At 49.6% G+C, this 25,660-nt stretch carries 30 protein-coding genes and 1 pseudogene; 2 read left to right on the top strand and 29 right to left on the bottom strand.

Annotated features, from left to right (window positions below; genetic code table 11):
* Positions 1-196: 196 nt before the first annotated feature.
* From RS881_RS30725 to RS881_RS30865, 29 genes are all read right to left on the bottom strand, one after another.
* Positions 197-511 carry a hypothetical protein gene (locus tag RS881_RS30725; RefSeq protein ID WP_315814239.1) on the bottom strand — a complete coding sequence of 105 codons (315 nt, stop codon included), beginning with the start codon at positions 509-511 and terminating at the stop codon, positions 197-199.
* 180 nt (positions 512-691) lie between these two features.
* Positions 692-1,093, bottom strand: coding sequence for an RHS repeat domain-containing protein (locus tag RS881_RS30730; protein WP_315814240.1), 402 nt, complete (start codon positions 1,091-1,093; stop codon positions 692-694).
* Positions 1,090-2,022 carry a hypothetical protein gene (locus tag RS881_RS30735; protein ID WP_315814241.1) on the bottom strand — a complete coding sequence of 311 codons (933 nt, stop codon included), beginning with the start codon at positions 2,020-2,022 and terminating at the stop codon, positions 1,090-1,092. Before RS881_RS30735 ends, RS881_RS30730 begins: the two co-directional genes overlap by 4 nt.
* Entirely contained in the window at positions 2,019-3,035 is a 1,017-nt protein-coding gene (locus RS881_RS30740) for a hypothetical protein (protein ID WP_315814242.1), read from the bottom strand. Before RS881_RS30740 ends, RS881_RS30735 begins: the two co-directional genes overlap by 4 nt.
* Positions 3,004-4,083 carry a hypothetical protein gene (locus tag RS881_RS30745; protein ID WP_315814243.1) on the bottom strand — a complete coding sequence of 360 codons (1,080 nt, stop codon included), beginning with the start codon at positions 4,081-4,083 and terminating at the stop codon, positions 3,004-3,006. Before RS881_RS30745 ends, RS881_RS30740 begins: the two co-directional genes overlap by 32 nt.
* A 196-nt stretch (positions 4,084-4,279) precedes the next feature.
* Complete coding sequence (locus tag RS881_RS30750; protein ID WP_315814244.1) at positions 4,280-4,597, bottom strand: hypothetical protein; 318 nt, start codon at positions 4,595-4,597, stop codon at positions 4,280-4,282.
* Between the two features lie 235 nt (positions 4,598-4,832).
* Complete coding sequence (locus RS881_RS30755) at positions 4,833-5,165, bottom strand: hypothetical protein (protein WP_315814245.1); 333 nt, start codon at positions 5,163-5,165, stop codon at positions 4,833-4,835.
* Positions 5,162-7,378 (bottom strand): hypothetical protein, encoded by a 2,217-nt coding sequence (locus RS881_RS30760; protein ID WP_315814246.1) that lies wholly within the window; start codon positions 7,376-7,378, stop codon positions 5,162-5,164. The genes RS881_RS30755 and RS881_RS30760 overlap by 4 nt, the downstream gene beginning before the upstream one ends.
* Complete coding sequence (locus RS881_RS30765; RefSeq protein WP_315814247.1) at positions 7,375-8,103, bottom strand: DUF6443 domain-containing protein; 729 nt, start codon at positions 8,101-8,103, stop codon at positions 7,375-7,377. The genes RS881_RS30760 and RS881_RS30765 overlap by 4 nt, the downstream gene beginning before the upstream one ends.
* Positions 8,058-8,789 (bottom strand): hypothetical protein, encoded by a 732-nt coding sequence (locus RS881_RS30770; RefSeq protein ID WP_315814248.1) that lies wholly within the window; start codon positions 8,787-8,789, stop codon positions 8,058-8,060. Before RS881_RS30770 ends, RS881_RS30765 begins: the two co-directional genes overlap by 46 nt.
* On the bottom strand, positions 8,747-9,055 hold the full coding sequence (locus RS881_RS30775) for a hypothetical protein (RefSeq protein WP_315814249.1): 309 nt from the start codon (positions 9,053-9,055) through the stop codon (positions 8,747-8,749). Before RS881_RS30775 ends, RS881_RS30770 begins: the two co-directional genes overlap by 43 nt.
* 164 nt (positions 9,056-9,219) lie before the next feature.
* Positions 9,220-9,939, bottom strand: coding sequence for a LolA3 family protein (locus RS881_RS30780; protein WP_315814250.1), 720 nt, complete (start codon positions 9,937-9,939; stop codon positions 9,220-9,222).
* Positions 9,940-10,039: 100 nt separating this feature from the next.
* On the bottom strand, positions 10,040-10,711 hold the full coding sequence (locus tag RS881_RS30785) for a hypothetical protein (protein ID WP_315814251.1): 672 nt from the start codon (positions 10,709-10,711) through the stop codon (positions 10,040-10,042).
* Positions 10,630-11,268, bottom strand: coding sequence for a hypothetical protein (locus RS881_RS30790; RefSeq protein WP_315814252.1), 639 nt, complete (start codon positions 11,266-11,268; stop codon positions 10,630-10,632). Before RS881_RS30790 ends, RS881_RS30785 begins: the two co-directional genes overlap by 82 nt.
* 32 nt (positions 11,269-11,300) lie before the next feature.
* Positions 11,301-12,572 carry a hypothetical protein gene (locus RS881_RS30795; protein WP_315814253.1) on the bottom strand — a complete coding sequence of 424 codons (1,272 nt, stop codon included), beginning with the start codon at positions 12,570-12,572 and terminating at the stop codon, positions 11,301-11,303.
* Complete coding sequence (locus tag RS881_RS30800; RefSeq protein ID WP_315814254.1) at positions 12,551-14,221, bottom strand: hypothetical protein; 1,671 nt, start codon at positions 14,219-14,221, stop codon at positions 12,551-12,553. Before RS881_RS30800 ends, RS881_RS30795 begins: the two co-directional genes overlap by 22 nt.
* A 17-nt stretch (positions 14,222-14,238) precedes the next feature.
* A complete protein-coding gene (locus RS881_RS30805) occupies positions 14,239-16,173 on the bottom strand; it encodes a hypothetical protein (protein WP_315814255.1) in 1,935 nt (644 codons plus the stop codon).
* A gap of 83 nt (positions 16,174-16,256) precedes the next feature.
* A complete protein-coding gene (locus RS881_RS30810) occupies positions 16,257-17,717 on the bottom strand; it encodes a PA14 domain-containing protein (protein ID WP_315814256.1) in 1,461 nt (486 codons plus the stop codon).
* Positions 17,718-17,797: 80 nt separating this feature from the next.
* Positions 17,798-18,706 carry a hypothetical protein gene (locus RS881_RS30815; protein ID WP_315814257.1) on the bottom strand — a complete coding sequence of 303 codons (909 nt, stop codon included), beginning with the start codon at positions 18,704-18,706 and terminating at the stop codon, positions 17,798-17,800.
* 379 nt (positions 18,707-19,085) lie between these two features.
* Positions 19,086-19,436, bottom strand: a complete 351-nt coding sequence (locus tag RS881_RS30820; protein ID WP_315814258.1) for a hypothetical protein — start codon at positions 19,434-19,436, stop codon at positions 19,086-19,088.
* Between the two features lie 5 nt (positions 19,437-19,441).
* Entirely contained in the window at positions 19,442-19,975 is a 534-nt protein-coding gene (locus RS881_RS30825) for a hypothetical protein (RefSeq protein ID WP_315814259.1), read from the bottom strand.
* Positions 19,976-20,481: 506 nt separating this feature from the next.
* Positions 20,482-21,033: a hypothetical protein gene (locus RS881_RS30830; RefSeq protein ID WP_315814260.1), complete on the bottom strand. Its 552-nt coding sequence runs from the start codon at positions 21,031-21,033 to the stop codon at positions 20,482-20,484.
* A gap of 138 nt (positions 21,034-21,171) precedes the next feature.
* Positions 21,172-21,498, bottom strand: coding sequence for a hypothetical protein (locus tag RS881_RS30835; RefSeq protein ID WP_315814261.1), 327 nt, complete (start codon positions 21,496-21,498; stop codon positions 21,172-21,174).
* A gap of 25 nt (positions 21,499-21,523) precedes the next feature.
* A complete protein-coding gene (locus RS881_RS30840) occupies positions 21,524-21,796 on the bottom strand; it encodes a hypothetical protein (protein ID WP_315814262.1) in 273 nt (90 codons plus the stop codon).
* Positions 21,793-22,122 carry a hypothetical protein gene (locus RS881_RS30845; protein ID WP_315814263.1) on the bottom strand — a complete coding sequence of 110 codons (330 nt, stop codon included), beginning with the start codon at positions 22,120-22,122 and terminating at the stop codon, positions 21,793-21,795. Before RS881_RS30845 ends, RS881_RS30840 begins: the two co-directional genes overlap by 4 nt.
* A complete protein-coding gene (locus RS881_RS30850) occupies positions 22,074-22,682 on the bottom strand; it encodes a hypothetical protein (RefSeq protein WP_315814264.1) in 609 nt (202 codons plus the stop codon). Before RS881_RS30850 ends, RS881_RS30845 begins: the two co-directional genes overlap by 49 nt.
* Positions 22,683-23,083: 401 nt before the next feature.
* Positions 23,084-23,278, bottom strand: a complete 195-nt coding sequence (locus RS881_RS30855) for a hypothetical protein (protein WP_315814265.1) — start codon at positions 23,276-23,278, stop codon at positions 23,084-23,086.
* Between the two features lie 25 nt (positions 23,279-23,303).
* Positions 23,304-23,855, bottom strand: a complete 552-nt coding sequence (locus RS881_RS30860) for a hypothetical protein (protein WP_315814266.1) — start codon at positions 23,853-23,855, stop codon at positions 23,304-23,306.
* 329 nt (positions 23,856-24,184) lie between these two features.
* Positions 24,185-24,313 carry a hypothetical protein gene (locus RS881_RS30865; RefSeq protein ID WP_315814267.1) on the bottom strand — a complete coding sequence of 43 codons (129 nt, stop codon included), beginning with the start codon at positions 24,311-24,313 and terminating at the stop codon, positions 24,185-24,187.
* Between the two features lie 633 nt (positions 24,314-24,946).
* Here RS881_RS30865 and RS881_RS60145 point away from each other — a divergent pair.
* Positions 24,947-25,117 carry a carboxypeptidase-like regulatory domain-containing protein gene (locus RS881_RS60145; RefSeq protein WP_350339968.1) on the top strand — a complete coding sequence of 57 codons (171 nt, stop codon included), beginning with the start codon at positions 24,947-24,949 and terminating at the stop codon, positions 25,115-25,117.
* An 89-nt stretch (positions 25,118-25,206) separates the two neighbouring features.
* Positions 25,207-25,587: pseudogene (locus RS881_RS30870) on the top strand (TonB-dependent receptor plug domain-containing protein); the annotation flags it as partial.
* Between the last annotated feature and the right edge of the window lie 73 nt (positions 25,588-25,660).

Genomic DNA, 25,660 nt, shown 5'->3' on the forward strand with positions numbered 1-25,660 from the left:
TCTTTCTTCTTTGCTTCTTCAAGAACTTTTTTAATTTCTTCTCCATCAGGTTCGCCAGCATAGCCCGGACTGTCTTGTTCATTAACTTTGACATCTACTTTTTATTGGCATTTTTTCTGTAATACCCTGCAAAATTTTTATAGTTTGGATTCTTTTTATCCCCTTAATAGTTTGATTACGTTCAACTGGCTTTCTATCATCCTTGCTGGTAAGTCTTACTTTTTTTCTTTTTGCTGGCTTTGGTAACTGTAGCCGAATGCTGGATATTTCCTTTGTCGTCTGTAAAAATAGCTATATCGCCAGGCTGTACATCTTTTTCGTTCACTGGTGTAAACTCTGCCTTATTTTTATAAATTTTTGCCACATTATCTCGTCCTTCTTCATCTAAACCAGCAACATAATAGTCAAATCTTCCGGGGCGAAAGTTTAGAGAATTACCGTGGCAATTAGTTCCTTCAGGCTCTCCCGTATTATTAAATACATATAATTTATCTCTATCCTTCCAATTCAAAAATCTTGTTTGTTCTTTATCTCCCCATTCAACATTATCAACTGTACCTTTTACTCTATAAAAACAGCTTCTACTGCTTGCCCATCGTTTGTATAAAAATAATACAACTGTGATTCAATAATCTCATTACCATTTCTTTCATAAGTCACCTTTCCAATTGTAAAAATTATATTTCCGTCTTTATCTACAAAGCCAGTTGCCATTAGCATCCTTATACTGTAAGGGACTATTAACAGAAAAGCAGTAAGGTGAAACATTAGGATATTTATCAGAATAAGCATCTACACTTAACCACCTTCCAATCCTGCCATCATATATCCTTGCACCATAATCGTAATTATCATTTCCTGTACTATTATCTTTCTCTTTTCCATTAAACCCAAACTTGTATTTAGCAGAGCTTCCTATCGTCCTGCTTAACATCCCAAAGGGATAATAATCATTGGCCGCCAGCATTTCCGGTTCATAGTAATTGACCACGGGGATGGTAAATCCTCCTGGCAATGTCAAAGAGCCATTCGAATATACACCTATTTTCCGGTCGCTGATCGTGGTCAGCACATTGCCCAGGTGGTTGCTCAATTCATACTGCCGGTTGCCCCGGTAGTGGTGCCCCGGTAATCCGGGTTGATCCAGGGGCCGCTATTGGTTTGGGCATTGTCCACAACACTGTTTTGCGGGAACAAGCTACCCAGCCGGCTGCTGCCATACAACTGTACGTCGGCCTGCGTCAGGTACAGGCTATCCAGGTTCCCTCCTGCCGTATCCGTATTAACGGTCGTGTAGGTGCTCAACAAATTACCCTGCGCATCCCGTACATACCAGCTATACTTCAATTCCCACCGGCTACTGTCTTTGTTATAATCCTTCCATACCTTACTAATGCGGTTGCCCTGCGCATCATACGTATACCGCGTGCGCGTAGTGGTCACCTGGTCGTATTGCGTAACATTCCGGTTGATCTCCGTGATCTTTCCATACACATTCCACTTGATGCTCGTGATCTTTTCCGCCTTATCGGCTACCAGGTTGCCAATGGAATCATAGATATAGTTGCTGTCCACCTGGTTGTCTATATCCAGTATCACATCCCAGCTATTGCCATAAGCATTATCAGCTACCTGGTCTGTTACCCGCTTCAACCTGTTGGTACCGGGATAGTATTGATAGCCCAGCTCATCCATTTTAGATGGGCCCGGGTTGATACCATACCGGTCATAGTTTTGAATATTGCCATTGGCATCGTACCCTACCTGCTCTTTGTAGGTATACACAGATTCCCAGGTACCGGTATAGCTGTTTGCGTTCTTGTCAAACCTGAAGTAATTGTCCTGCCCTTTATACCGGTTCAGCTGGTCATACCGGTAGTTCGCAAATACCGTTGTATGCCCCTGCGATTCAAACATGCGGATATTGTAGGCCATGCTGCTGATATTGCCATTGTACAGCGGGCGGTATTGCTGGTCTGGCAACCCGGTTCCCGCAGTCTTGTAGGCCGGGAAGGGCGTCACCCCGCATTGATGGGCTTGTAGTCACCCAGGAAATAATTCAGGTTAAAGCCCAGCGCATCGCGGCCCACATACTGGTTGATGTGGCCTATACGGCCATCACCCCCTATATCATGCGTAGCCGTAGCCCCCGTACTGTTCATGCCTTTCAGCCAGCCTTGCAGCGTATAGGCATAATCAATACCCTGTACCTGTTGCTGACCGATCGTGGTGCGTGCCAGCGGCCCATGCAGGTAGTATTCATATTTGGCTTCCTTTTCCCAGGTATAGCCATCCAGGCTGGTCTGCACTTCCGTCAGCCTGTTCTCTGCATCATAAAAATACCGGTGCGTAAACTGGTCGCTGTACTGCGGCTGGTATTTTACTTTGTTCACCTTCCCGCTGATCAGGTCATATTCATACACCACCTTTTTCCAGCGGTTGGCATTTTTGTTCATCAGGTTGGCCCGGCTGTCCGACCGGCCATAGTCCTGCAGCAAAGTGTCTACATTGCCATGGATATCATAACTGTAAAAGCTGGCATGGTTAAAGGAACTGGTAACGCCCGGCGTATCGGTATACGTTACATAGCTCACCCGGTTGCGCACATGGGCCTGGGCAACGACCAGGTTGGGTTCAATACCCGTAAAATTATAAGCGGTATCGTATACCGTGGCCGTTACCTGTTCGCGGTTGCCCAGCAGGCCGGTATGCCAGCTGTTCAGGGCGGTAGCATTGCGGGTAAAGGTATCGTTGATCACCGTATTCTGGTTGTCCTTCACCTGGCCCACCTCGCCAATACGGCCCAGCCAGTCATATTGGGTATAGCTGAAATAGTTGTTGTTGCTGCTGCTCATCGCCAGCTGGCGGGCATTGCGGCTCAGGGCCAGGCGGCCCAGCCGGTCGTACCAGAATTCGGTTTTACCACCATCGGGGCTTTTTGGGCTGTCACCTGGTTCAGGGTATTGTAGCGGTACTGCGTAGGCATTATATGCGCCGGCACTTTTACCTGTCCGCCGCCCGCGCGGCTGCCACACTGTTTAGCCACAGGCTGTCATAATTGGCGCGCACACCGGCCGGGGCAATCGTTTTTACCAGGTTGCCCGCCTGGTCGTAATAATACAGCGTATAATGGTACTCACTCACGGCATGGCGTACGGTGAATTGCTCATACTTGTAAGCCTGCATACACTTGGCCAGGTAGTTCTTGTCAAACTGGCCTTTGAGGCTGTCGGTGTACCGGCGGTACAGGTCCTGCGCCTTGCTCATAATGAAGAAGGTCGAGTCGCTGCAATTGTCAATGGCTTCCAGCAAAGTGGCCGGGAAAGCCGGTTGGGCGCGGCCACAAAGGGTCAGGGCAGCCTGTTCACAGGCATCCAGGGTGATGCCCCGCTGTTTGTACAGGCTTACAATCTCAGCATAAGGCAGGTTTGAATTATTACGTTTGTTGAAGTAGCGGGCATAGTCCACTTCACATCCGCCGCAGCGGAGGGATGGATCGGGAATGGCCAGGTTCAGTGCATCAGTAAACTCTTCGCTGAACAGGTAGCGACCTTCTACATCCGAAATACGTATATAATCGATCTCTCCCTTCTGTGCATAGGCCGCTATTGAATATCCATAGAGCTTGGTCATCGGCATATCAAGGATGCGGGTGCCCATCAGGTTGTTGTCTATATAATACTTAAAGTCCCGGCCCCTGAACTGCAGCCGCACGGTGCGCCACACGTTCGTTGGCACCCTGGGCACATATTCTGGAAGGCAACTTTGTTTGGGATCGTTCAGGTGCGTACAAATACCAACTCCATTGGTGGGGTCCAGCTTGATCGATACCAGCAGCCTGCCCGAGGTATTTGGGTCCGACTCAAGCCGGATATGCCAGAGGTCGTTGAGATAATTGGGTATTACGTCTTCATCGCGCAGCCGTAGCCTTATTTCATAGGTAAAACCGGCCGGGTCCAGGCATAGAGTATCATGATACCTGTCATAGTTCAATACCCTATAAGGCACTGCATCAGGCAAGGTATCGGTATAGTAGTCCGGCAGTTTTAATGCACCGTTGTGGATCACTGCGTTCAGTGGCACACCCACCTTGTAAAACCTCGTATTGCCAAAATTGACCTTCCAGTTGGTGGTATCCGCCCCACTGGCATCCAGGTTCGGAATACCGCCATACTTTTATAATCGTTCAGCCATTTGGTCAGGGTGTCACTAATGGTACCATTGCTTGCGTTGCTGCAGGGATTGGGCAGTATACCACAGGTAGCCGTGAAAAGCGAATCTACCTGGTTTTTGAGTAGCTCTTACCCGTTCGTTGATTAAAATAGGTCACAAACGCGGCAGCACAATCTGCCGATGTTACAGGGCATAGGTAGCTCGCATCAGGCATCGCCGGCGCCGCTGGCGCCGTGTATTCTTCATAATATTTTAATTGCTCATTGGCATCATACATTTTGATCCAGTCAACATCACTCAGTTTACTTTTGATGCTTAGCTGGAAATTAGGAACGCTTTGTAAGGCATTGGCCGGGTTGCGGGCATGATCGGCCAGCAGCACGCCATTGAAATAGATATAGTAGCGCGATGGCGTTACCTTCATCTTAACGGTAAACCAGTTGGCTGGTGTGGTGCCTGCTCGTACCCCACCACTATAGGTTTCTTTCCATCCCCATTTGTCTTCGCTGCTTGTCAGAAAAATAGTATCATTATAAACACTGAAAGTGGAGACCAGGTTCCAGAGGGCCAGGTAAAACGTTTCGCCCCGGCATATCCCGGTATCCGCAGTTTCGCTTCCACCGTATAGCCATCAGTCCAGCAAAAAGATTTCCCGCCATTTAAAAAAGCTCCACTGCATTGTACCAATTGCCGGGTTTTGCCCGTACAGAATCGGGCAAGCGCAGCATACCATCGGTCATGATCGTATAAGGGTTGGTCAGTTGCGCAGGGCCGCCATAACCCAAGCGTGTCTCCACCCCATGCGTTTGTTGCCGGGCCATATTGAAACCGGCCACCATGTCCTGCAGGCTGTCGCAGTTGGCACTCACGATGGTTCCATAGCACTGCCCATTGAACAGCAGGTATTCTTCTGCCGTTTTCACATACCCCAGGCGATGGTTCATAAACTGCTCGTACACCAGGTTATGGCGCAACTGTGCCGAATCGGTCACCAGGGTATCAGATAACCTGGGTTGTACTCCGGGAATGAATCCTTAAAGGCCGTATTCAACTGCTTAAACAGGTTGCAGTCCACACATACATCATTGGCATTGCACTGGAATACCGGCGGCAGGTAAATGGCCTGCGATACATAATGGCAGGTAGTGGCCGGGAAATCTATATTACCACACAACGCCAGTAAGGTGTTGAGGGTCGAATCGGCAATATCGGTTTGGTATACCCGCTTCAGGTAATTGGAGAAAGTGCCAAACTGCGTGCGTTTGGGCTTGAATTTCGTATACAGGCGCGATATATTGTTGCACTCGCAGGTATCGGGTTTGTTGTACAAGGGTTTATTGCCATTGATCACCTGCTGGTCATAGGGTTTGGGAATGGCAATGCCATAAGCATTACAATTTACTTTGTCGGTAACACCATTGTTGGCATTATAATATTGTAAGTAGGCTTCAAAACTGCGCAGGTGGCCGGGCCGGGTGCTGGCAGCACTTACCGAGCTGGAGCCATACGGATGCTGCAGGTCCGATCCTGCTTTGCAAATGTCTATCAGCGCGGGTATGATCACCTGGTTCAGACTGCCCGTATCATATTTCGCACAAGGAGCCAGCGCTTCCAGCCAATGGGTTACATACGATTTGCAATTATCCTCATAATATTTTTGGGCCATGGCTTTGGCTTCGTTCGTATCCGATGGCAGGGGCGGCAGGGCGCCCGATTGCAGCAGTTCGGCAGCATCCGTAAAATGCGGCTGGTGGCCGGTAGCTACGATCGCTGCAGCAGTCATGCAACCCTGGCCTTCACAGCCTTTCACGTATTTGTTCACCAGCCGGCGTTTTACTTCCAGGTACAGCTGGCGAAAGCTGCGCCAGGCCATATCCTGTTCGGCGGCACACATGCTGTCAGCGTTAAAAGCTTTGGCATTCGTACTGTAATTAAGCACACAGGTTTGATTGTTGCTTTTGCCGGGGCACATCACGGTAATGGTGGCCGCACTCCACAAGCTCAAGGTTACCTCGGGCGTGCCCTTTCCATCGCCCAGTTTTACCTTCCTGAATTGCAGGAGAGAATCCCTCAGGAAGGTCATGAAGAAATTATTCTTCAGGCTGTATAAGGGATCAATATTATTGCTGTTGGTTCCAAAATAAGGTCTGACTGTACTCTCGTCAATCGGGTTCAAATAACCCGCGGCCCTGGCTTCGGCATAGGTGTCGATGGCTTCAAACTTACGGTCCCAGGCATGGCTGGCTTCCAAATGGGTATAGCGATCCAGCTTAGCATATTCGGGGTGCCTGGGCAGCAGGGCTTCGGCCCAACTGGGTTGAAAACGTTGGGCAAATTGCTCAGCCGTTAGTTTTTGTGGGGGCACCAGTTGGCCAATGGCTTCATCGTATACCAGTTCGGGCTGGCCATCGGCATTCCGGTAATTGGTCACCAGTGTATAGGCCGCCAGGGTATCCTTGGTTCTGTTATCGCTGGTAGAGTCCACGCGCGAAAAGAAAATAGAGTAACGGTCGTCCAGCCGGTCAATATTGGCATACTGGCCCGAAGAGGGCATCATATCCATCAGCATACTCTTACGGATGGTAAGGGTATCACTTTCTTTATCGCACAATTCCAGGCAACGCTGTCTGGCCTCCTCAAAGCTTTGGCGGGCCATACTTTCATAGGCGGCTGCATCTACCATGGCAATGCCATTGTTGGTCATAAACCGTGTTCGGTAAGCGGTATAGTCGCCCACCTCGGCTTCACAAGTCGCACAACTGGGTTTACAATCGATGGCCAGTTGTGCCCGCAGTGCCCGTTGTTCCGCAATAAAATCATCCAGGCTTCTGCAGGTGTTTTTCGCCATGAACACACTGTCGCGGTAATAATCCATCGCATATTTGCTGACCGACAGGCGCTTGGTGATCTCATAGCTGCCTTCTGGCAGCCATTTGGTAAAAGCTACTGTAAATCCTGTTCCATTATTACAAATGGTGTCAATGCCGTTCAGCGAAAAATTGCGCACCACCGTATCAAAGGCTTTACCACCCAGTTTATTGTTATTGCAATCATCGGTAATAATGATCTCCAGGTCGTACAGGCAATCATAACATACCGAATCCATCTTGCAGCCCTCCTGCTTCAGCAGCAAGGGGTTCAGCGTATATACAAAGTTGTGGTTACCTGCCGTAGTAACGTCCAGGCTTTTCTGACTTTCCATCACCAGGTCCTGATCACGGCCGAATAAGGGTCGGCCAGGGTTTTGGTAATAACAGCGCTTTGGTTGGAAGGCAGTTTTTCCAGCTTGCTTTCCAGGGAAGGGTTGCCGGCCAGTGCCGTGGCAATGGTGCGGCCATGCATATCAACATAGCTGATGCTGTACTGGCCATTGGCATCGCGCACCAGGTTTTTGAAATAATGCGAGCGGTCGCCTGCTTCCGTTCCAAACAAGGCGTCCAGTTCCCGCTGATCGGGCGTGGCATAGGTGTACTGGGTTTCATGGCCGCTGCCCAGGCGGTAGTCGGGGCCTACCCCGCCCTGCCGGCTGATGCGGCCTGTATTGTCCTGGGTATATTGTACTTCCGTAAACGGAAACCCACCGGCCGAAGGCACGTATTTATGCACCCCGGAGTCTTTATAAGGGCTTAGGGAGGAATAATACTGCGAGGCGCCGCTCACCGAGTCCATCGGCCCGGCCTGCAGGTTACAGTACAGCGAGGGGTTGGCCATGCTGTCAAACTGGTTCTTGTCATACGCACCGGGATTAATGCCCCGGTTAAAATTTTGCGTATAGCCGATAATCGTATTGAGCGTAGGCGCAGGCAATACCTGTATCACCGGCCTGCCCTGGTAATCGTAAAAGCTTTCGGCTACAATGGTACGGTTGGTGTTATTGTCCTTGGTCACCGTTTGCCGCCCGCGTAAACTACCGTCATAATATTGTACCACACTCTTGCGTTTGCCGTCTTCGGCAAAGCTGGTGGTAGCCTGCCAGTTAAAGGTCCTTTCATGGCCATCAAAAGCAAAGCGGCCATGCCCGGCAGTAATAAAGTTGCTCCAGGTGGCCTCATAACGGCCGCCCCTGTTTTCACCTGTACCGCCCGTACCCGGTAAAACAAATCGCCCTTGCTGTCGTACAACAGGGGAATGCGGTAAGCGGTGCTGGTGACCGATACCCGGCTGGCATTGAACGCAAAGATCTTTGCAGCATCAGGTTGGCCCAAAGCGTTATTGTACCGGCCTGCCGCCAGGGCGGCAGAATCTATATAGGCCCATTCCAGGTCGTATTCATCCGCGCCAATGGATGGCGTCCACCATACCGGCAGGTCGTCCCGGCCGCTATTGGCAGCCCAGGCCGAATCACTTACCTGGCCGATGCTATTCCCGCTATACGTAAACAGGTATTGTGGAAAGCTGTTGAGTTGGTTCACCACCTTTACGCCCGGCAAGGGGTCCCAGTTTCCATTCCTGGATACCGTTACGCTGGTGATCTTCACCGTTACTTCCGTAAACCCGGTCCTGATATAGGTAGCTTTATTTTTATAGCCGCCCGTCATCATATAATTGATGGCCAGCACCCTGTTCTCCGTGTTCAGGTTGCCACCAAAATCCTTATAGGTGATGGCCAGTCCCACGGTAACCGAAAAGAATCCTGCAGGTAAATGGGCAAGCCTTCATTCACCTCCAGCGACACAATGCTTTCGGTGCGGTAAGGGGTTACAAGCGGGTACACCCCTACCTTGGCGTCCTTAACGGATACCAGCGAGTCTACCTTTAGCTGTCCCAGGCTGCCATCCAATACTTTGATCACCGGCGGATCTTCTCCTGCCTGTGCAGGCGTATAGCATAGCAACAACAAGCCAATACTGACAATCCATTGAATAAGCAACAGCTTTCTCATAATAATATTATCAAAAGTTCTTAATCAAATCCTGAAGCAAGCAACGCGCTATGAGCGAAGTCAGCAATCCGGGCTTCAACTTCCGGTCTTTCCGGCTTCCGGACTTCCGGTCTTTCCGACTTTCCGACTTTCGGACTTTCGGACTTTTCATTCCATCAGCGTAATCAGCGATTACAGTCCCCCACTTCCCAAAAACACTTTATAGTTTTCATACGGTGCAACCGGCACATACGCCGTCCCTTCTTTTTAATATATTTCCCCAGGTTGAACACACCCTCTGTAAAAGCGCCCTGCTGGTAATGGCGATACAGCGTTTCAACGATCACATAGGCATCGCTGCCGCCATTGACCAATGCACGCACCGAAGGATCATACAACTGGTTTGCAGGCAATACACTCACCATCTTATTGAGGTAACCCGATTGCTTGTCGATATGCCAGGCTAACTTTTTGTACATGCCCGGGCCGGGAAACGATATTTCAATCACTTCTTCTGTCGCAGTGGTGGTAAACTGATAATTGCCTTCTTTTTGTATTACCAGGAAGGAGTCGAGCATCGAGACCGGACCCGCGCCGGCATTACTCCCTGCCCTGGCAAGCATCAGCAGTTTGTCTTCTGCAAATACCATCAGTTGCAACTGCCCGTCGTTAATACTTACCTGGTCGTCCAGTATGGACCAAAACCGGTTACCATGCAGTTTGTATTGCCCGCCCAGCGAGTCCAGCCAGGTGGCAGGTTGCGTTTCCGCCGCATAGCGAAATTGCACATCAAAGCTCAGCCATTGCGGCTGGTGGTATTTCGCTGCCAGCTTATGCAGCGCTACCACTGCCTTGTCAACTCCCGTTACCTGCCCCTGAGTTTGTTCGCCCCCGCCAGCATACACACCAACACAATTATGATTACGTTTATTATTTTCTTCATACCCCTGAATTATTCTGTATTCTTAATTTTCAAATTCTCAAATTGCCTAATTGTCAAATTGTCTAATTGTCCTTTACCAGCGCACTCCTGGTTTCCTTGATCGTTTTTATGCCCCGTTGTGTTTCCTTCTTCAGCCTGATCAGGGTGCCATCGTCATCATATTCATACAGCGTGGCATAATTGTTCTCATCCAGCTCAGCCATCAGCCGCAGGTTTACCGGATGAAAAGCAAAGGATTTCATATTGGCATTGAAGGGATGAATGCGTAGATCGTCGAAGTAAGCAGCGTTGGGCCCGATAGATTGCAGGTTCACCAACAGCTCCGTAGCATTGTTGCCAATGGTAAATACCCCTTCGTACCGTTGCCAGCCTTCAATAATGGGCCCCGAAGGATAAAAGGTAAAAGCTGTTGTTTTATCTGTTACCACGATTTTGTTGTTGGCGTAAGAGCTCCGCAGGGTGGTATCGCCTGTTTCTTTTACCCAGGCGCTGATCACCATACGGGTGGCCGGCGCGGGCTTAAATACGGGCAGCAATACCTTTTCGTTCGTACGTATATCCTGCAGCACCTGGCTGCCGCAATCCACATTTTTGATGGTAAAGGTCAGTTTGGGGATCACCGTATCGGCCGATAATGGTTCTACCCCGAAAGCTATGCCAATAGCTCCCCCACTGCTGCCCTGCACCTTGAGGCTGCGCAGGCCCGTATGCGCGTGCAGGGTATCGATAGACAATTGATAGGTTGAAAAATCAATATGGCGTTTGAGGCACAGGCCGTATCACATCGCTGGGTGGCAAACACATAATCTTCAAACCCTTCATAGGCGCTCTCCCGGTAACGGCTGTTTTGCACCACTGCTACCGGCATGGTGAGGTTGTAGCCATACAGGCCGGCATTGTACCTGCCCAGCGGATCGCGGTTCTCCACTTCAAAGCCCTTGCGGTTGAAGAGCGTCAGCTCGCTGTTCCATACCCAGCGGCTGGTATCGGGCGCCGCGGCCAGCCGCTCGTTCTGGAAAGCCCAGAATACCGAGAAGTCGTTGAAAGTGCCGTCCTGCCGGATATTCGTAGTAGCAGTAGTGGGGTCCTGCTCTTTGCGGCGGGCATAGTAGGTATAACTCTTATTGGCCCGCCAATTGCCCAATACCCCCGTTACATAAGGATTGAATACCGTATCGGCCACAATGCTTTTGCAGATGGTGCCGCGCAGGGTATCACAGGTTTGGGCGTTGGTTTCTATAAGAAAGCCCAACATCAACCAGGCGCCAGATATGTATTTAAAATATTTCATGCTCTTTATTGGCTTAATCTATTTAATAAACATTATTGTATGGGCCCCAGGTATTTGCAAGGTCCTGCAACGACACTTGAATTTGGTACATGATAGTGCCACAGCCAACCACTAGTCTCCTGGCCAGGAACATATTCCTGAATCCTCGTTCTTCCAATGAAAGCGGCTGTTCCATTACAAATGATTGTCTCGGTGTTACGGCTTAACATATAGCTTCCCTGGTAAACATCAACATAGTAAGAAACTGATAAATTGTATACCGGATAGGGTGATGTAAATGTAGAATCCGAGTAAAAACGGATATGAATATCTGCAGATGCGGTAGTTAAATCCTCTTTTGGATCATATACATGCGCCTCATTGGAATATTCAATTCGCGCATACACACAAGGGCGACAGCCTCCCGGGTTCCACCTGTCTGCTGTTGAATCGGGTCTGTTACATCCGGAAGTGTCCCTGTATATTAGTCGCTGGTATCCGGTATAATCGTTTGGTTTGTGCGGATCAGAAACAAGACAGAAGGAATCGACCAGCTTCCACGAAGAGGGCCTTGGGCAACTTATACAATTGATGCCTATCGCCACCCAACGGGTTTGGTTATAAGTAGGACTGCACAGCGCCGTGTCTCTTTCTTCCCGCTCTTGCTGGCCGGTATTAACACCACCAGATATCGCGCAGCGGAGAGAGGCTCCGGTAGCTTTCCAGCCTGCCGGCATGGGGCAATTGGTACAATTCACACCGTCGGCCACCCAACGGGTTTGGTTATAAGTAGGACTGCACAACGCCGTATCTCTTTCTTCCCGCTCCTGCTGGCCGGTATTGACGCCGCCAGACGTTACACAACGGGGAAGATTTGCGGTAGCTTTCCAGCCTGCCGGCATGGGACAATTGGTACAATTCACACCGTCGGCCATCCAACGGGTTTGGTTATAAGTAGGACTGCACAGCGCCGTGTCTCTTTCTTCCCGCTCTTGCTGGCCGGTATTGACGCCGCCAGATGTCACACAGCGGGGAGGAGTTCCGGTAGTTTTCCAGCCGGCAGCGCCACCGCCGCCACACATACTGCAATTAAATGCTGCCCTCACCCACCTGGACGCCGAATCATTGTTTAAGCAGGGTTGCCTGTTGATCTCCAGTTGTTCAGCATAACCGGTTTTAACGCCACCCACTATTTCACAACGGAAGGTGTCAATCTTCCACCAGTCAACGGGTTTCGGACAAAGGGTACAGTTGGCCGTATCGCGTACCCAGCGGATGGAGCCATAATCAGGGCTGCAGGTTTCTATATTCCGCTGTCTGCGCAATACATAACCTGTATGCACGCCATTGATCTTTGACAGCTATCGTAGGCCTCATATTGCCACTTGGCCGGCTTGGGGCATTCAGCACATTTGCCGGGAATAACGATCTTCCAGCGGTATTGGCCAAACGTAGCACTGCAACTGGCCGTATCCAGCTCGCCCTGGTATTGGAATCCCAGGTTATTACCCGCACTGTCCTGGGCGCACTGGAAAGTATTGGCCTGCACCACCCATTTGGCCGGACGGGGGCATTCTGCACAATTAAATACGGTATCCCAGGTCTTTTGCTGGTAAGAAGGGCTTAGGGGATTCATATCCTCTAACTGTATACGTTGGAAGCCGGTATAGATGCCCGCATTCCGGATACATTCCACAAAGCCATTGGGTTGGCGGATGGGTAGGCAGGTCATCGTTTTTTGCTTGCGCAGTATATCATCTGTTTTCCAGAATTGACGGAACTCACCCGCCGATGCGGCGATGATCCTGGAACTGGTATTCACTTTCAATTCATAGTTACCGGCTGCATTTCGCTTCACCAGGCTGTCCAGGCTGGTTACACTGCCCACAGCCCCCAATATATTCCGGCGGCCCGAACGGATAATGCGCATCGATACATTGTAGGCATTATAAGCCTTGCCCCAACGGTCTATAAAGTAAATGGCGCGGGTACCACCGTACAATACACTGCTGTCTACCGCCCATATTTTATCGTAGTCTGCAAAAGTGGCCACCGTATCATTGATGCAGCCAGGCAGGTCGGTTGTCAGTTGCCTGCCGGCTACCAGTATTTCATCGCCACTGGCAAATAGTTTTTCCTGCGCAGCCGTCATACCCACCAGTTTACCATCCCGGATGGTTACCTTGTCCAGTACCGCATCAATATTCTTATAAGCCAGGCCCATGCCATCATAAGCCCAGTGCGATGGATAGTTAAAATTGTATACAGGGTCATTGAATTCATTTTGCGTACGGGTCAACAACACATCACCTGTTTCACTGTCATACAGCATATCCTGTGTGGAGATCCGGCTGCCCTTATCGACCTTTATGGCGCTGTCCAAAATACCATAGCGTTGTATGATCTTGGTGGTAGCAACCGAACGGTAAATATTTTCTTCCCGCTGCAGGAAGTTCATAGCTGTTGGCAGTAAAAAGGTAGGCGGTACAAATGGAATGGTAAACCATTCTGTATTGAAAGGGATATTCACAGCATGCGTAATGGATTGCTGTTCCCGCATATCCATCATTAACTCCACATCCTTGCCAATCAGGGCAATGGTATCGATCCTGCCATCAGGGCCCATTGCCCATACCTGGTTCTTTAATCGCCGGTAGCCGGCTACAGTGGTATCTGTTTTATAAAATTGCTCACTGTACGAAAGCGGGGTGCGTTGATTCGTTTCCGCGTAAGAAGCCTGCGAGCGCAACTTGCCATGCATATCATTCAGTTCTATCTTAAAACCCTGCGATAAGCTCAGGAAATGATAGGCTTTGATGCGCAACAGGTTCTTCAATTCAGGTTTGTAGCGCTTTTTCGTAGCATCATCCAGGAAAGTTCTGTCTACAAAAATGGGGTAATCATACGCCGTATAGAATTTCGTTTCTTCAAATCCGTTGGCCGATTTACGGTTCTTATAATTAATGGTCCGCACACACACCTTACTGTACCCTACACTGGCGCCGGGGAAGAACGATTCGCCCAGGGGGCTTCGGAATAACCCAGGGATACCGGGCCCAGTGGTGCTATCTTCTCCACGTATTCTATCGGTACCCGGAAGGGGTTTTCTTCACCGCCAATACCAGGTTCCCAAATAGCCACCCCACTGCTGCCGGCCACCGAATCGCTATTTACCGGCCAGTCATTGGTATACATATATTCTTGTCCATACACCGCGGGCCTTACCTTGGGTTGGCCAGGCTTCACCGCCATCTTATCCCAATGGTCATACACCGTAATGCGTTTTACCCGGTGGCCGCCACCCATCTTTTTCAGGAAAGGATTGTTCAATCGTATAAAACTGCGCAGGGTATCTATCTGTTGCATCCAGGGTTTATTGCGCACCATCGCATCATAACCCTGGATGGCAGTTGTAATATTGGTGGCCAGCGACATCAGCATCATTACGGCTTCGCCCATATCCAGCTTGTCGCCCGTTTCTGATCCGGGATAGGCTTTGGAAGGCAGGTTCAGGCGCAGGAACTGGGAGGCTGCTTTTACGAGCGGACTAAACCTGCCCGGTCCATCGCCTTTCAGCGATATGCCTGCCAGTTTTACCCAGATCACCTGGCTGTTCACTACCCCATAATTACTGTCGGCTTCCAGGTCGGCATAACAGGGTACCGTTTCATAGCCGCTGCCATAATTGTCCGACGGCACTTTCACCGCTATCCGGAAGTATAGTTTTTCTATTCCTTCCAGGTAGGCATGGTACAGCTCGCGCCGGTTGCTCACGGGTTTGGGCACCCGGATAAATACATACCGGTGGTCATCCCAGCTCATCGAAATGTTTTTGGTATACAGACCCGATTTACGTAGGTCAAAATTGGCTGTTCTGCCCGTACCAATTACCCGGAAAAGTTGTGCCGCCCGTTTATTTTGAACAAAAGCATAGTCGTCGCTTTCATATTGCACCTTCAGGGCGCCGCCCGAAGGCAGGCGAATGGAATCCAATGCCCAGGCAGCTGCATTTTGAGCAGCGGTAAGGCTGTCCTGCAAGGCATACGGATAATCCACATTGCTCAGCAGGTTGCCGCTGGTCGATCCGGGGTTTTGTAAAGGGTCTTTGTAATTGCCCCAGCGGTCACTCGATTTAATATTATAAGCCGGGTTATGCGGGTTATAATGGAACACATAAGGGTTTTGTTTGCCCTTATTATTACCATTATAGGTAAACCACAAGCTGTCGAGGGTGAGCTTACCCGTGCCCGGCCCATAAACACCCGGGCAGAGTTTATAGGAGTAGCGGAAATGAACCGTTTTTACCGGTATAGCCCTGGTTTGTTTGGCCGCAAAGTCCGATTTACTGTATAGCCTGATCTCTTTTAACCTTTTGGCGGCATGGCTGTTGATGCGTTTGCCGTTTTCGTCATAAGCAGGCAGGTCATCGCGCTCTTCCAGTATAAAGGTGGCCACCATCGTTTTGGATTCGATGGAGTGCATATACCAAAGCTCTTTTTCACCATAAATGTAATTGCCCCTGTCGTCGCGGCTATCCGTCTTCAACCCTTCATTATACGCTGCTTTGGTGTCAAAGGCAGGAGTGCGCCATTGGTAAGGATTCCGGATGCCAGCCACCTTGGTATAATTGAACTTCACCGCATCGCCCATGTCATCGTCTGTAATGCCATTGCCGGTGATGTCCGAATAATCAGCCGATAAAATGCCTGTCAGCAGGTAAGAATGCGCATAGGCCGTCATTTCCTCGCTGTTGTAATAATTGTCCCTGCCCAGCTTATTACCGGTGGTATTATCGGTACCGGGTACATATCCTACCAACCCGGCATCGCGGTCGGCCTGCTTGTTATCAACCGAAAAGGTGACCTCTTTCTGCTTCAGGTTGTATACAGGAATACCATACACATAACGCCGGCCATCATTGTTCAATACATTGATCTCCGATATATGGCCAGCCTTCCTGAATTGGTTGACCCGTTGTTCCCTTACAATATAGTTGTGTTCAAAAGTATCTACAGCAGGCGGCGGATATAAAAGGCGCGGGGTACCGTATCCTTTTCCAGTTGATTTTTATGCTTCCATTCAAACATCATATACGAGATGCCGCCCTCTTCTTTATACTCCAGCTTTAAATTGTACATTTTACCGGCTTCCAGGTACACCGTATCACTACGTTGTCCACCTTCCCGGCTGTGCCGGCCCCAGTCATCGATCAGCAGGCTGTCGTTGAGCCAAAAACGCACACCGTCATCACTGGTGGTATAAAATATATAAGTGCCTGTTACCGGCGCTTTAAGGCGGCCCGTCCAGCGTACGGAATAATAATCGCCCGGGAAACCGGGTACGCCATCAGGCGAACGCCTGAACCAGTCATAAGCAATATTGGGGTCCTGACGTACATAGTCGGGTTTTCCCCTGAGGGTAATACCCTTATAATACTCGGCCTTCAGTCCCGTTCCGGTCAGGGGATCAATACCAAAAGAACCTTCGGTACAGGATACCGAATCAAACTGGTTCATTTGGTGGTACTCGATGTATTTCGACAGGCCTGCCGCTGCTGCTTCCTGGGCATTGAGGTAGCTGATTACCTGGGTACGTTTATCCCGTTGGGCTTTCACGGCATTGCTGGCCGATAGCACTTTGTCTCCATTGGACTTGCCATCCTTATACCGCCACAAATAATTGGTGGCGGTAATGATCGCACTGTTCTTATTCTCCTGTGCCAGGCCCACTGTTACCACATCATCGCCGCCCAGGGTTTCATAAAATTGTTTGTCGTTGATCGATTTTTCACCGGGATTACGGAAATACACCGCCTGAAAATCGGCCGAATCGGCCCTGAACCGCGTGGCATGCTTCAACACATTCTGGTTCAGCCAGGGGCCATTTTGTGTAACCACCCGGTTGATATTGAGGTCAATCCCGGCATGCACCAGGTCGCCGACCCCTATTTCCAGGTCGAGCCGGCCCGACTTGTCCTTGGTGCGGATAAAGTGGTCATGTACAAAACCAATATCACTCCTGTAGGCCCGGAACATACCACCTGTACCCTCACCGGTAATGGAAAACGCATCATAGGTATAAACGGGGAGGGCAATATGCGGAACGGCCGGCTTTTCCCGGTAAGGCATTTCCTTTTCCCGGTTAAAATCCAGCAGCGAAGCCCGGTTCTGAGCGCCAGTTTGGTAATGCAGGTAGCCATACGAAGGCAACTCCATGAGGGTATCGGCCTTGTCAATATATTGTTTGGAAATATAAGCGCTGACAAACAGGTCAGGGAAAGCCACTTTGATCGCCTGGCCTACTTTGGCCTTAAAAGAGATCTGGTGACTTGTATAGGGCATAGAAATAGTAGGCGTATAGCTGGGCGAACCAAAAGAGATGGCAGTAGAAAAACTATTGCCATAGCTGCCATTACTATTCTGATCCTTATGCTTGTTTCTTGAGTTAGTGCTACCTAACCCCAGTTGCAAAGCCCTCAATCCCGATCGTGAATTATAGGGTGAGGATATCGAGAAACTAAAGCCGGATAGTCCGTTATTTTCTTTATCAGTTACAAAAGTTTGGTACTAAGGCTGGCAGAGGGTGTCACGGAAAGTCCATCCATCGTACTGTTGGCAACGGAAAGCCCGCCTGTCAATGACCCCAAACCTGGTACACCGGCATTAATACTGGCATTGATACTATTTTCCAATCCCCAGCCTTTGTAATTATTGTGCATAATGCCAAGGCTACCGCCAAAGCTAAAACTGAAGCTAGCGCCCTTTGCTCCTTTGGTCGTATCTGAAGCCTTTTCACCGCCGTTGGATTTACCGGCTATTTCAATGTCTGCCCCTGCCGTTACCCCCACTGTTTTGTTTTCTTTGATCGACATGATCTTGCGCACGGTATCATACCGCCCATTGAAATCATCGGGCAGGCCCCGCATGCTCCGGCCAATCGTGCCGGGGTTGACATTCCACCCGAGGCCCACCCAGCTGGCATCCTGGTCCATCGTCACACCGGCGCGATAAGCCAGGTTCACCGGATAACCACCTACATCCAGCAGGGGAATATTATAAGAAAAGTCACCTGAAAACAGGTCCACCATATTGGCGCTGCCTACCGATGTAAAGGCATCCATCTCCGGTTGGCCGGGGCCGGTACCTGCTACGCCATCAGGGCTGGCTATCGCCAATGGCGCCGTCGCGGTTAATGGGTTGGTATACTTGTTACCGGTGGCGTTACCTGCCAGCGGTCTTGCCGCTGCCATCCATACCGGAGCTTTGAAAGGAATGGGGGCCTTGGTCATGGGTAAGTTGGCCCCTGTACCAGGAGTGGCAGCTGTTGACCAGCCTGCACCATTTTTCAAATAAGCAGCATCCCTGCCATAAAGTCCTGTCGACTTAAAAGCAATGGGCATCCTTGGTTCACTCCTCGCTGCCAGGGGCACCAGGGCCAGTTCCAGGTAGATCAATCCCATAAAAACCAGGCAATACACTTGTGATAACGCGCCAGAGAAACTAACATGCAATGATATTTTAATCGTGAATCGTCTTTTATTAATCGGCTGGTAGTAAATGGCTGGTGGCTGGTGGATCTTTGCTTGGATTTCCTACTCGCCACTCACCACTCGCCCCAGTCTCTACTCCCTGTACTCAAACTTCAAAAAGCCCTTCTCGCCCCTGGCATTCTCCACCTCCAGCAGGTATATATGCCTGGTGATCATACCAGGGTTTCCCGCAGGTCTGCCTGTACAAAGTTTTGTCCTATGCGTACCTGTTGGCTCGTACTATCCAGTTGAATGGACTTGCGGTTGGCGCTGCTGATATCGAATAATCGTAATTGAATGGCCGCACTGTTCAGGTCATTGTTGTATTCAAACCGCAGTACGCCAGTGCAGATGGTAAAGGCAGCATCTTCCTCCCGGTGCAGCCTGGCAAAATATCCGTGCCGGGCCCGGCAACGGTGTCCGGTGCATATTGCCGCACCCTGAAACTCCATACCTCACTATTGCCAATGGGCGCCAGGTTGTTCCTGGCCGTAATGCGCCAGGCATACAGCTTGCTGCTGTCCAGCTCAGGTGCAGACAACGGATATTGAAAATTGGTGAAGGAAATATTTTGCCGGCTCAACAGGGGCACATTCTGCTGAATGGCATCGGCCGGGCTTTGCGTAGCCTGTACTTCTACCAGCGTCCAATCGTACAGCAACCCATTCAGCGTATTGAAGGGCGAAGGCGGTATCCAGGCAAAAAGGGCCGGGTAATGGTTACCTGTTCTTCATCCATCGGTATCATCAGCTGGGGCGGGCTGACCGGTTCTATCTCGATCGTTTCACACTCCTCGCCCAGCCTGTCTACCGCATCACTTTCTATGCGGATAGCTGTATAACAAATATTGAACAACCCAATGGGTAAAAAGCCTTCGGGTGAAGGATCTACTGCATAGCCCGCACTGCCCGGATTGTAGGTAATGGGTATCACATCACTTAGCTGTACCTGCTTCAGCCCCCTGGGCAGGTGGATCAGTTTGGAAGTGCCCGTCAATACCCGCTGGTTGGTGGCCACATCCGTCATTATCATTTCAATACGCACCTGCATATCCTGCTGCGACGTATTGATCAGCGATAAGTTCCACAACTGTGGTTTGATGGTCAGGCCCAATGGCGGTAACTGCAGGTTGAGCACTACCTGTGTGTTACCGCTTAGGCCCAGTGCAATCAATGCCGTGAATAAAAATATCTTTCTCATAAGTCTTATTTCGTAATTCATTATTGCCTCTTCCTCCATCTGCGCAATCCTTCTCATCTGCGTAATCTGCGTTCCCGCTGCGTAACCTGCGATTAAAAACTCTTCTCCCCCTGGCGCAAGGAACTGTCATCCAAATTTTATTTGTTTGCACCCTGGCGAAAGGTGGGTCGCTCTGCAGACTGGCAAATGCAGCGTTGTAGAGCGGCTCACCTTCATCAGGAAAGAGGTGACACCTTTCCCTTACCACGAAAACGAAAAGGTGTCACCTCTTAGCCCCTGGCGCAAGTAGGCAGCCAGGCCCCGTGTACCGGCGTACTTGTGCCCTTCCTGCAATCCTTCTTTGCTGCGTAATCTGCGTTCCCGCTGCGTAACCTGCGATTAAAAGCTCTTCACAAACTGCACCGTCGCCATTTCATTTTGTATCAACCCTTTATTGAATCCAGGCAAATAACCCGATTCATAACTAAGCGTAATAAAATCCTGTTTGTATACCCTCAGGTTGACATTTACATACCCCCTGTTTTTACCAGTTGATCATTCAGTGCATTGATCTTTACCCCAAACCCGGCTGATCCCAATTGCCTCAGGTTCCATTGTATCCCTTCGTCCATCACCACCAGGCGGTAACTGGAATTCTTTGTATATGAAATAGCTACCTGCGTGGTAAACTTGTTGAAGTAGAATTGCTGCGCCCAGAATACATGGGTGGCATTGAAGTACACAAAACCTGTATCCCGGCCGCTATTGTAAAATTTGTTGAGTACCAGCGTAGAGGCCGTACGCAGGGTACCTATATGATAAGTATGGTAAGCGCTGCCATTCAGTACCTGGAACCGGTTTTCGATCACCACACTGTCCAGCGCCGTTAGCTGGCTCATGGGCTGGTAGCCCACGGTAATTGCCGGCCATTTGCGCATTTTGAAGGTAGCCGTCAGGCTTTTGAATACCGTATTGCTTTTATAATCCTGTGGCAGGAAGGGATTGGTAAATTCATTTTTACGCAGGGAGCCTGTCAGCCGCAATTTGCGTTTGAAGAATCCTTGTTCTGCTTTTACCATCCAGCTTTCCAGGGCATTGTTGGTTTGAAAACTGCTGAACGATTGGAAATTGGCGCCTGTATGTTTATAATAGCCTTCCAGGCGGGTACCAGTAGAAGGGATATAGGAAAATGCTTTGACGGAATAGGCCTGGTTACTTTATCCGGACAGCGAAAACTTGGTATTGCCCTGTGAAGGGTTGTGCCTGAAGTCGGGCGCCAGTGATTTGGCTATTTCAGCGGTTATATAGCTGGTACGGTTTAGCTGCATCTTTGCTTCAGCACTAAAACCGGTTACCGTAATAGAAGACAGCCGGGAGCCATTGGAGGGGAACAATTGTTTCTCACCCCGGAAGGCCGAGAGGATAAAATAGTTCTTTTCCAGCCGGCCAATACCCGCCCGTACCAGGTACAGGTATTGCGGTTTTTTATTCGACCCGTTCACCACAAAATCGCGGTAGCGGTAATCCACCAGGCCGGCACTCAATGCCAGGTAATACCAACTATTGTATTCAAAAGTTGATCCCGTTAACGCTGGTATTTTTTACCGTCAGCTCACTGTAGTTCGTTACACTTCTGCCCACACTGAATTGCCTTAATCCCATCAGCCAGCGGTATTTGGCAGGCACCTGCACCTGTCCCATGCCGTATTCCTGCAGTTTATCCGTCCAGCCACGTGTAGCCGTCAGTTCTTCCCAGCGTCCGCCCACCAGTTGTTTGAAGCGCTGCACTTTCTGCCGGTTTTGTTCGTAAGCCCCTTTCAGTGAATCCACCTGCCTGGTCAACCGGTCATATTCCCCCTGGTTTTATCGTAAAGGTCCAGGAATAAACCCGCTACTTTTTTGAGTGAGTCTTCCCGCGCCTGGTTCACACTGTCGGGCAGGCTGGGCGTCCAGGTAATGCGCGGCACCCGCAGGGTTTCATGCGCTTCTACCAGGTCTTGCGGTGAGAAGGAACGCAGCATGCCTGCTTTCAGGCTATCCAGTTGTAATTTTTTTACCCCATATAACTTTTCTGTCAGCGAATCGCGCAGGTTGGGCGCCATGGCCAGTAAACGTTGCCTTAGCGAGTTTTGTAATTGCTGTTTATAGGCTGCCCCGTCAAAAGACACCTGTACATCTGTAATGTCACGGAAGATCCTGAATTGCTTTGGCGCGACCACCAGGTCACCCGCACCGGTAAATGCCCGGCCAGGGTAAGCGACAGGTTGCCCGTAATATTATGCTGGGCAATATTCTTTTCTACATACGGCGTGTCAATAGCCGTGCGGTAGTTGAACTGGTAGCTTACATAACCGCCATTTAATTTTACCAGGGGTTTGGCCAGCAATAGTTTTTTGAACGGGTTGTGTACATCAAAACGCAGGGAGTCCCTAGGTAGCAGGTCCTTTGCTTTGGGTAAACCGGGCGCCGTGGGTAATAGCGATCGTTTTGACTTGATGGATTTTTCAGCTGACTTTCCCTGGTAGTTGGCCAGTTGCTTTACGCCTTTAATGGCGGTATCGGTGAGGGATCGAACGGAATCGGTGATCTTGCGTAAAGCCCTGGGGGCCGGCCCGGAGGTATCGGCGGCGGCTTTGTTTGATTGTTCCTGAGCCGAAGCAGTGGTCATGATTAGGACCAATACAACAGTCAGGGCATAGGAAGGTATGTACGAATATGGCTTTCCCATATACGCAGTAAGGTTTTGGGCTGGGTTTACAAATAGAGGTTATATTAGTTCCTCATAGAAGATTGGGATTCTTGTGGCCCGACTAAGGGAGACTGCAATATTAAGGGGATGCCGTTATACCAACAAGCACAAACCTATAAGTGTGCAGTTTAAACCGGTAACCGTGCTAAAAATGCCTAAAACCGTGTAAGGGCAATACTGCTTTGAGGCAACTATTAACTTCACCTGGTAGAAGGGCGCGCAAGATAGGAACTTTAATAGGAGGTGTAAGTTATGCAATCAATATGTTTATGCACATCTTGTTCAGGTAGCCGTTGTAGTGAAAAGCAACCGTTTGAAGAAGTGGTGAATATAGAAACTACCCCACCCACCATCATACTGGGATCTTATAGGAACAATAGTCAGGTGATAGTAATAAGGTCTATCCTTTCCCCGCCAATCCATTCCATCACCCGCATTACACCTCCTTTGACCAACCTGGCCTTGTCACCAACCAGCTTATAAAACACGATCCCTACCAGCCAAGAACAACCCTGCTCATCTACCACAGGCACTTTTTGCTCCACCTCAAAGCCTGCCCCCGCCTTACGCCCCATTATACAAAGTGGCCCCTCCTCTACACTACGTGTAAACCTCCCTGCTCAAAATCGATCCTAAGTATACACGATACCAGCCGGTAATGTGTTGCCCCTGCCGGTATGCTTTTCTTCTTCCGTAGCCTGAATGCAGGGATTGCCACCTTTGCTGCTCCCCCTTCCAGCCGGCAGTGGTTGGCAGTATTGAAGGGCAACACATCATCCAACCCATCGTCCGGGTTAAATTCAAATCCCCCAGCCTCGAAAAATCACCCGCCTTCATCGTTCGCTCCCCTCTGTTATGCATCCGATAACCCTTGATCACCGGGTGCAACCAGCCTATCATGCGGCCGCTCAACTGCATATTCTTCACACCAGCCAGCACTGGCCCCATCGCCAGGCGAAAAAGCTTCCCAGCCCCTGTGGCACGTTTAAATTCTGCTGCATTACACCGGCTATTGAGGAAGTTGTCTCCATGCTTCATCGCATGCGCATTGGGACTTCCTTTTGCCTTTACCTGCTTTCCATACGCATTCGTATAGAAAGTTTGCTCACCAACCGATCCATGGATCTCTATATTCGATAGATACCTGGCCATAACTTTAATTTTATTGAATTTACTACTAAGGATTGTGGTAACAAAAAGGCCCCTGTCGCAACCTGGCGCACCCTGTCGTATAGTGTCGCAATAAAATGTTAAATCTTTAGATGGACTGAAATTACGATCATAGAGAACCCGTGCCTATCACTTTGGTATACCACCAGGCACACCCCATGACAACACCTGGAGCACCCCTTGATGAACGGCAACCTGCTTCCAGCACAAGACACCACTTGGTATTTATCCTGGTAAAGTCATGGTCAGGCCCCCATCAGGTCTTGGTCCACCCCTGCCTTACTCCGGGCTAAGCCCTGGGTTCTCCCTGGTCAGGTCCAGGTGAGCAGTAAGGCAACAGTAAAGGAACCGTAAAGCAATAGTAAGGAAGGAAAGCTCAAATGCAGGCGGAATGCGGGTTTGTATTGTTTTCGATTGGCAAAACCAGTCCCCTGGCGCATTTGATCGAAATGGAAGTTTTAAACATAGACTCGTAAACCATAAGTATTGTCTCCTTATTCAATATACGAAATATCCACCAGATCAGTGCAATCAAGCCTGCCATTTCATATTCTCCTGCTCAACCATTCAACTTATCACCTTATCAACTCCCCATCCTTGCGCAAAGAAGGCATATTTGTTGCCTCATCCTTTAGGGCGGGACATACTTGTGCCCAACCTATCAGAACAAATCCATTAACCATTCACAGCTTGTCCCGCCTGGGCAGGAATTGCCGGCCGCCACTTCCTGCTCAACATGCACAGCCTGTACCCTGCCAGCCTATCATGAAAAGTTTACCACTTATCTGTTCTATTTCAAACCTCCTGCATTCACATTCGCTATCAATTCATAAATACTTCAATCGTGTAAAAATATATTTATTAACCGCCGTTGAATCTTTAACCCTGGCGCAAACGGTTGCACAATGAAACAACCTGCTAAATTGTTTTAGTAGTGGTAAAATTTGTTAAAGAAAAGTCAACATCTGCGCAATATTATCATGGTATTACCGCTACCTTTAGGTTAAAACCAAATTAACTGCAATGATGAAAAGCTCTTTTTATCATCGGTATTGCTATGCCTGTTCTTTTGTATGCAAGCGCAGGAAGTAATCATTACCGGCATTATTAGCGACTCCAAAAACGAACCACTACAAGGAGTCAGCATCAAGATCAAGGGCACCGACCGCGGTGTCACAACCAACGAAAGAGGTTTCTTCTCCCTTCCATCCCGCATCAATGATGTCCTGAAATTTCCTCCGTAGGTTATGCTACCCAAACCTTCAAAGTTAGCAGTGAAAAACCCTTCGCCATCAAGCTGGCCGAATCCAACAGTAACCTCACCGAAACAGTTGTGATCGGTTACCAAAAAGTAACCCGCAAGAAAAATACTGCTGCCATTTCGAGTATTTCAGGCAGAGAATTAGCCAACCTACCGGCCTCCAGCTTCGACCAGCTATTGCAGGGAAGGCTCTCCGGCGTCAATGTACAAAACTTTAGCGGCGCCCCTGGCGCTACGCCTACGGTAAGCGTACGCGGAAGTTCCCAGATCAATTCCTCTTACGACGAATACAGTATTCTCAATACGCCATTATATGTAGTAGATGGTGTGCCTCAACCCAACGAAAGTTTTGAAGGCCCCAATGGGACCGGTATGAACTACCTGGGTGGTATCAACCCCAACGATATTGAATCCATTGATGTATTAAAAGATGCCTCTGCCGCAGCCATCTATGGTTCACGGGCAGCTTACGGCGTAATCCTCATCACCACTAAAAAGGAAGGAACGGTCCTCCCAAAGTCATCGT

Source organism: Paraflavitalea speifideaquila, from assembly GCF_032395985.1.
In the GTDB taxonomy this organism is placed as follows: Bacteria; Bacteroidota; Bacteroidia; order Chitinophagales; family Chitinophagaceae; genus Paraflavitalea; species Paraflavitalea speifideaquila.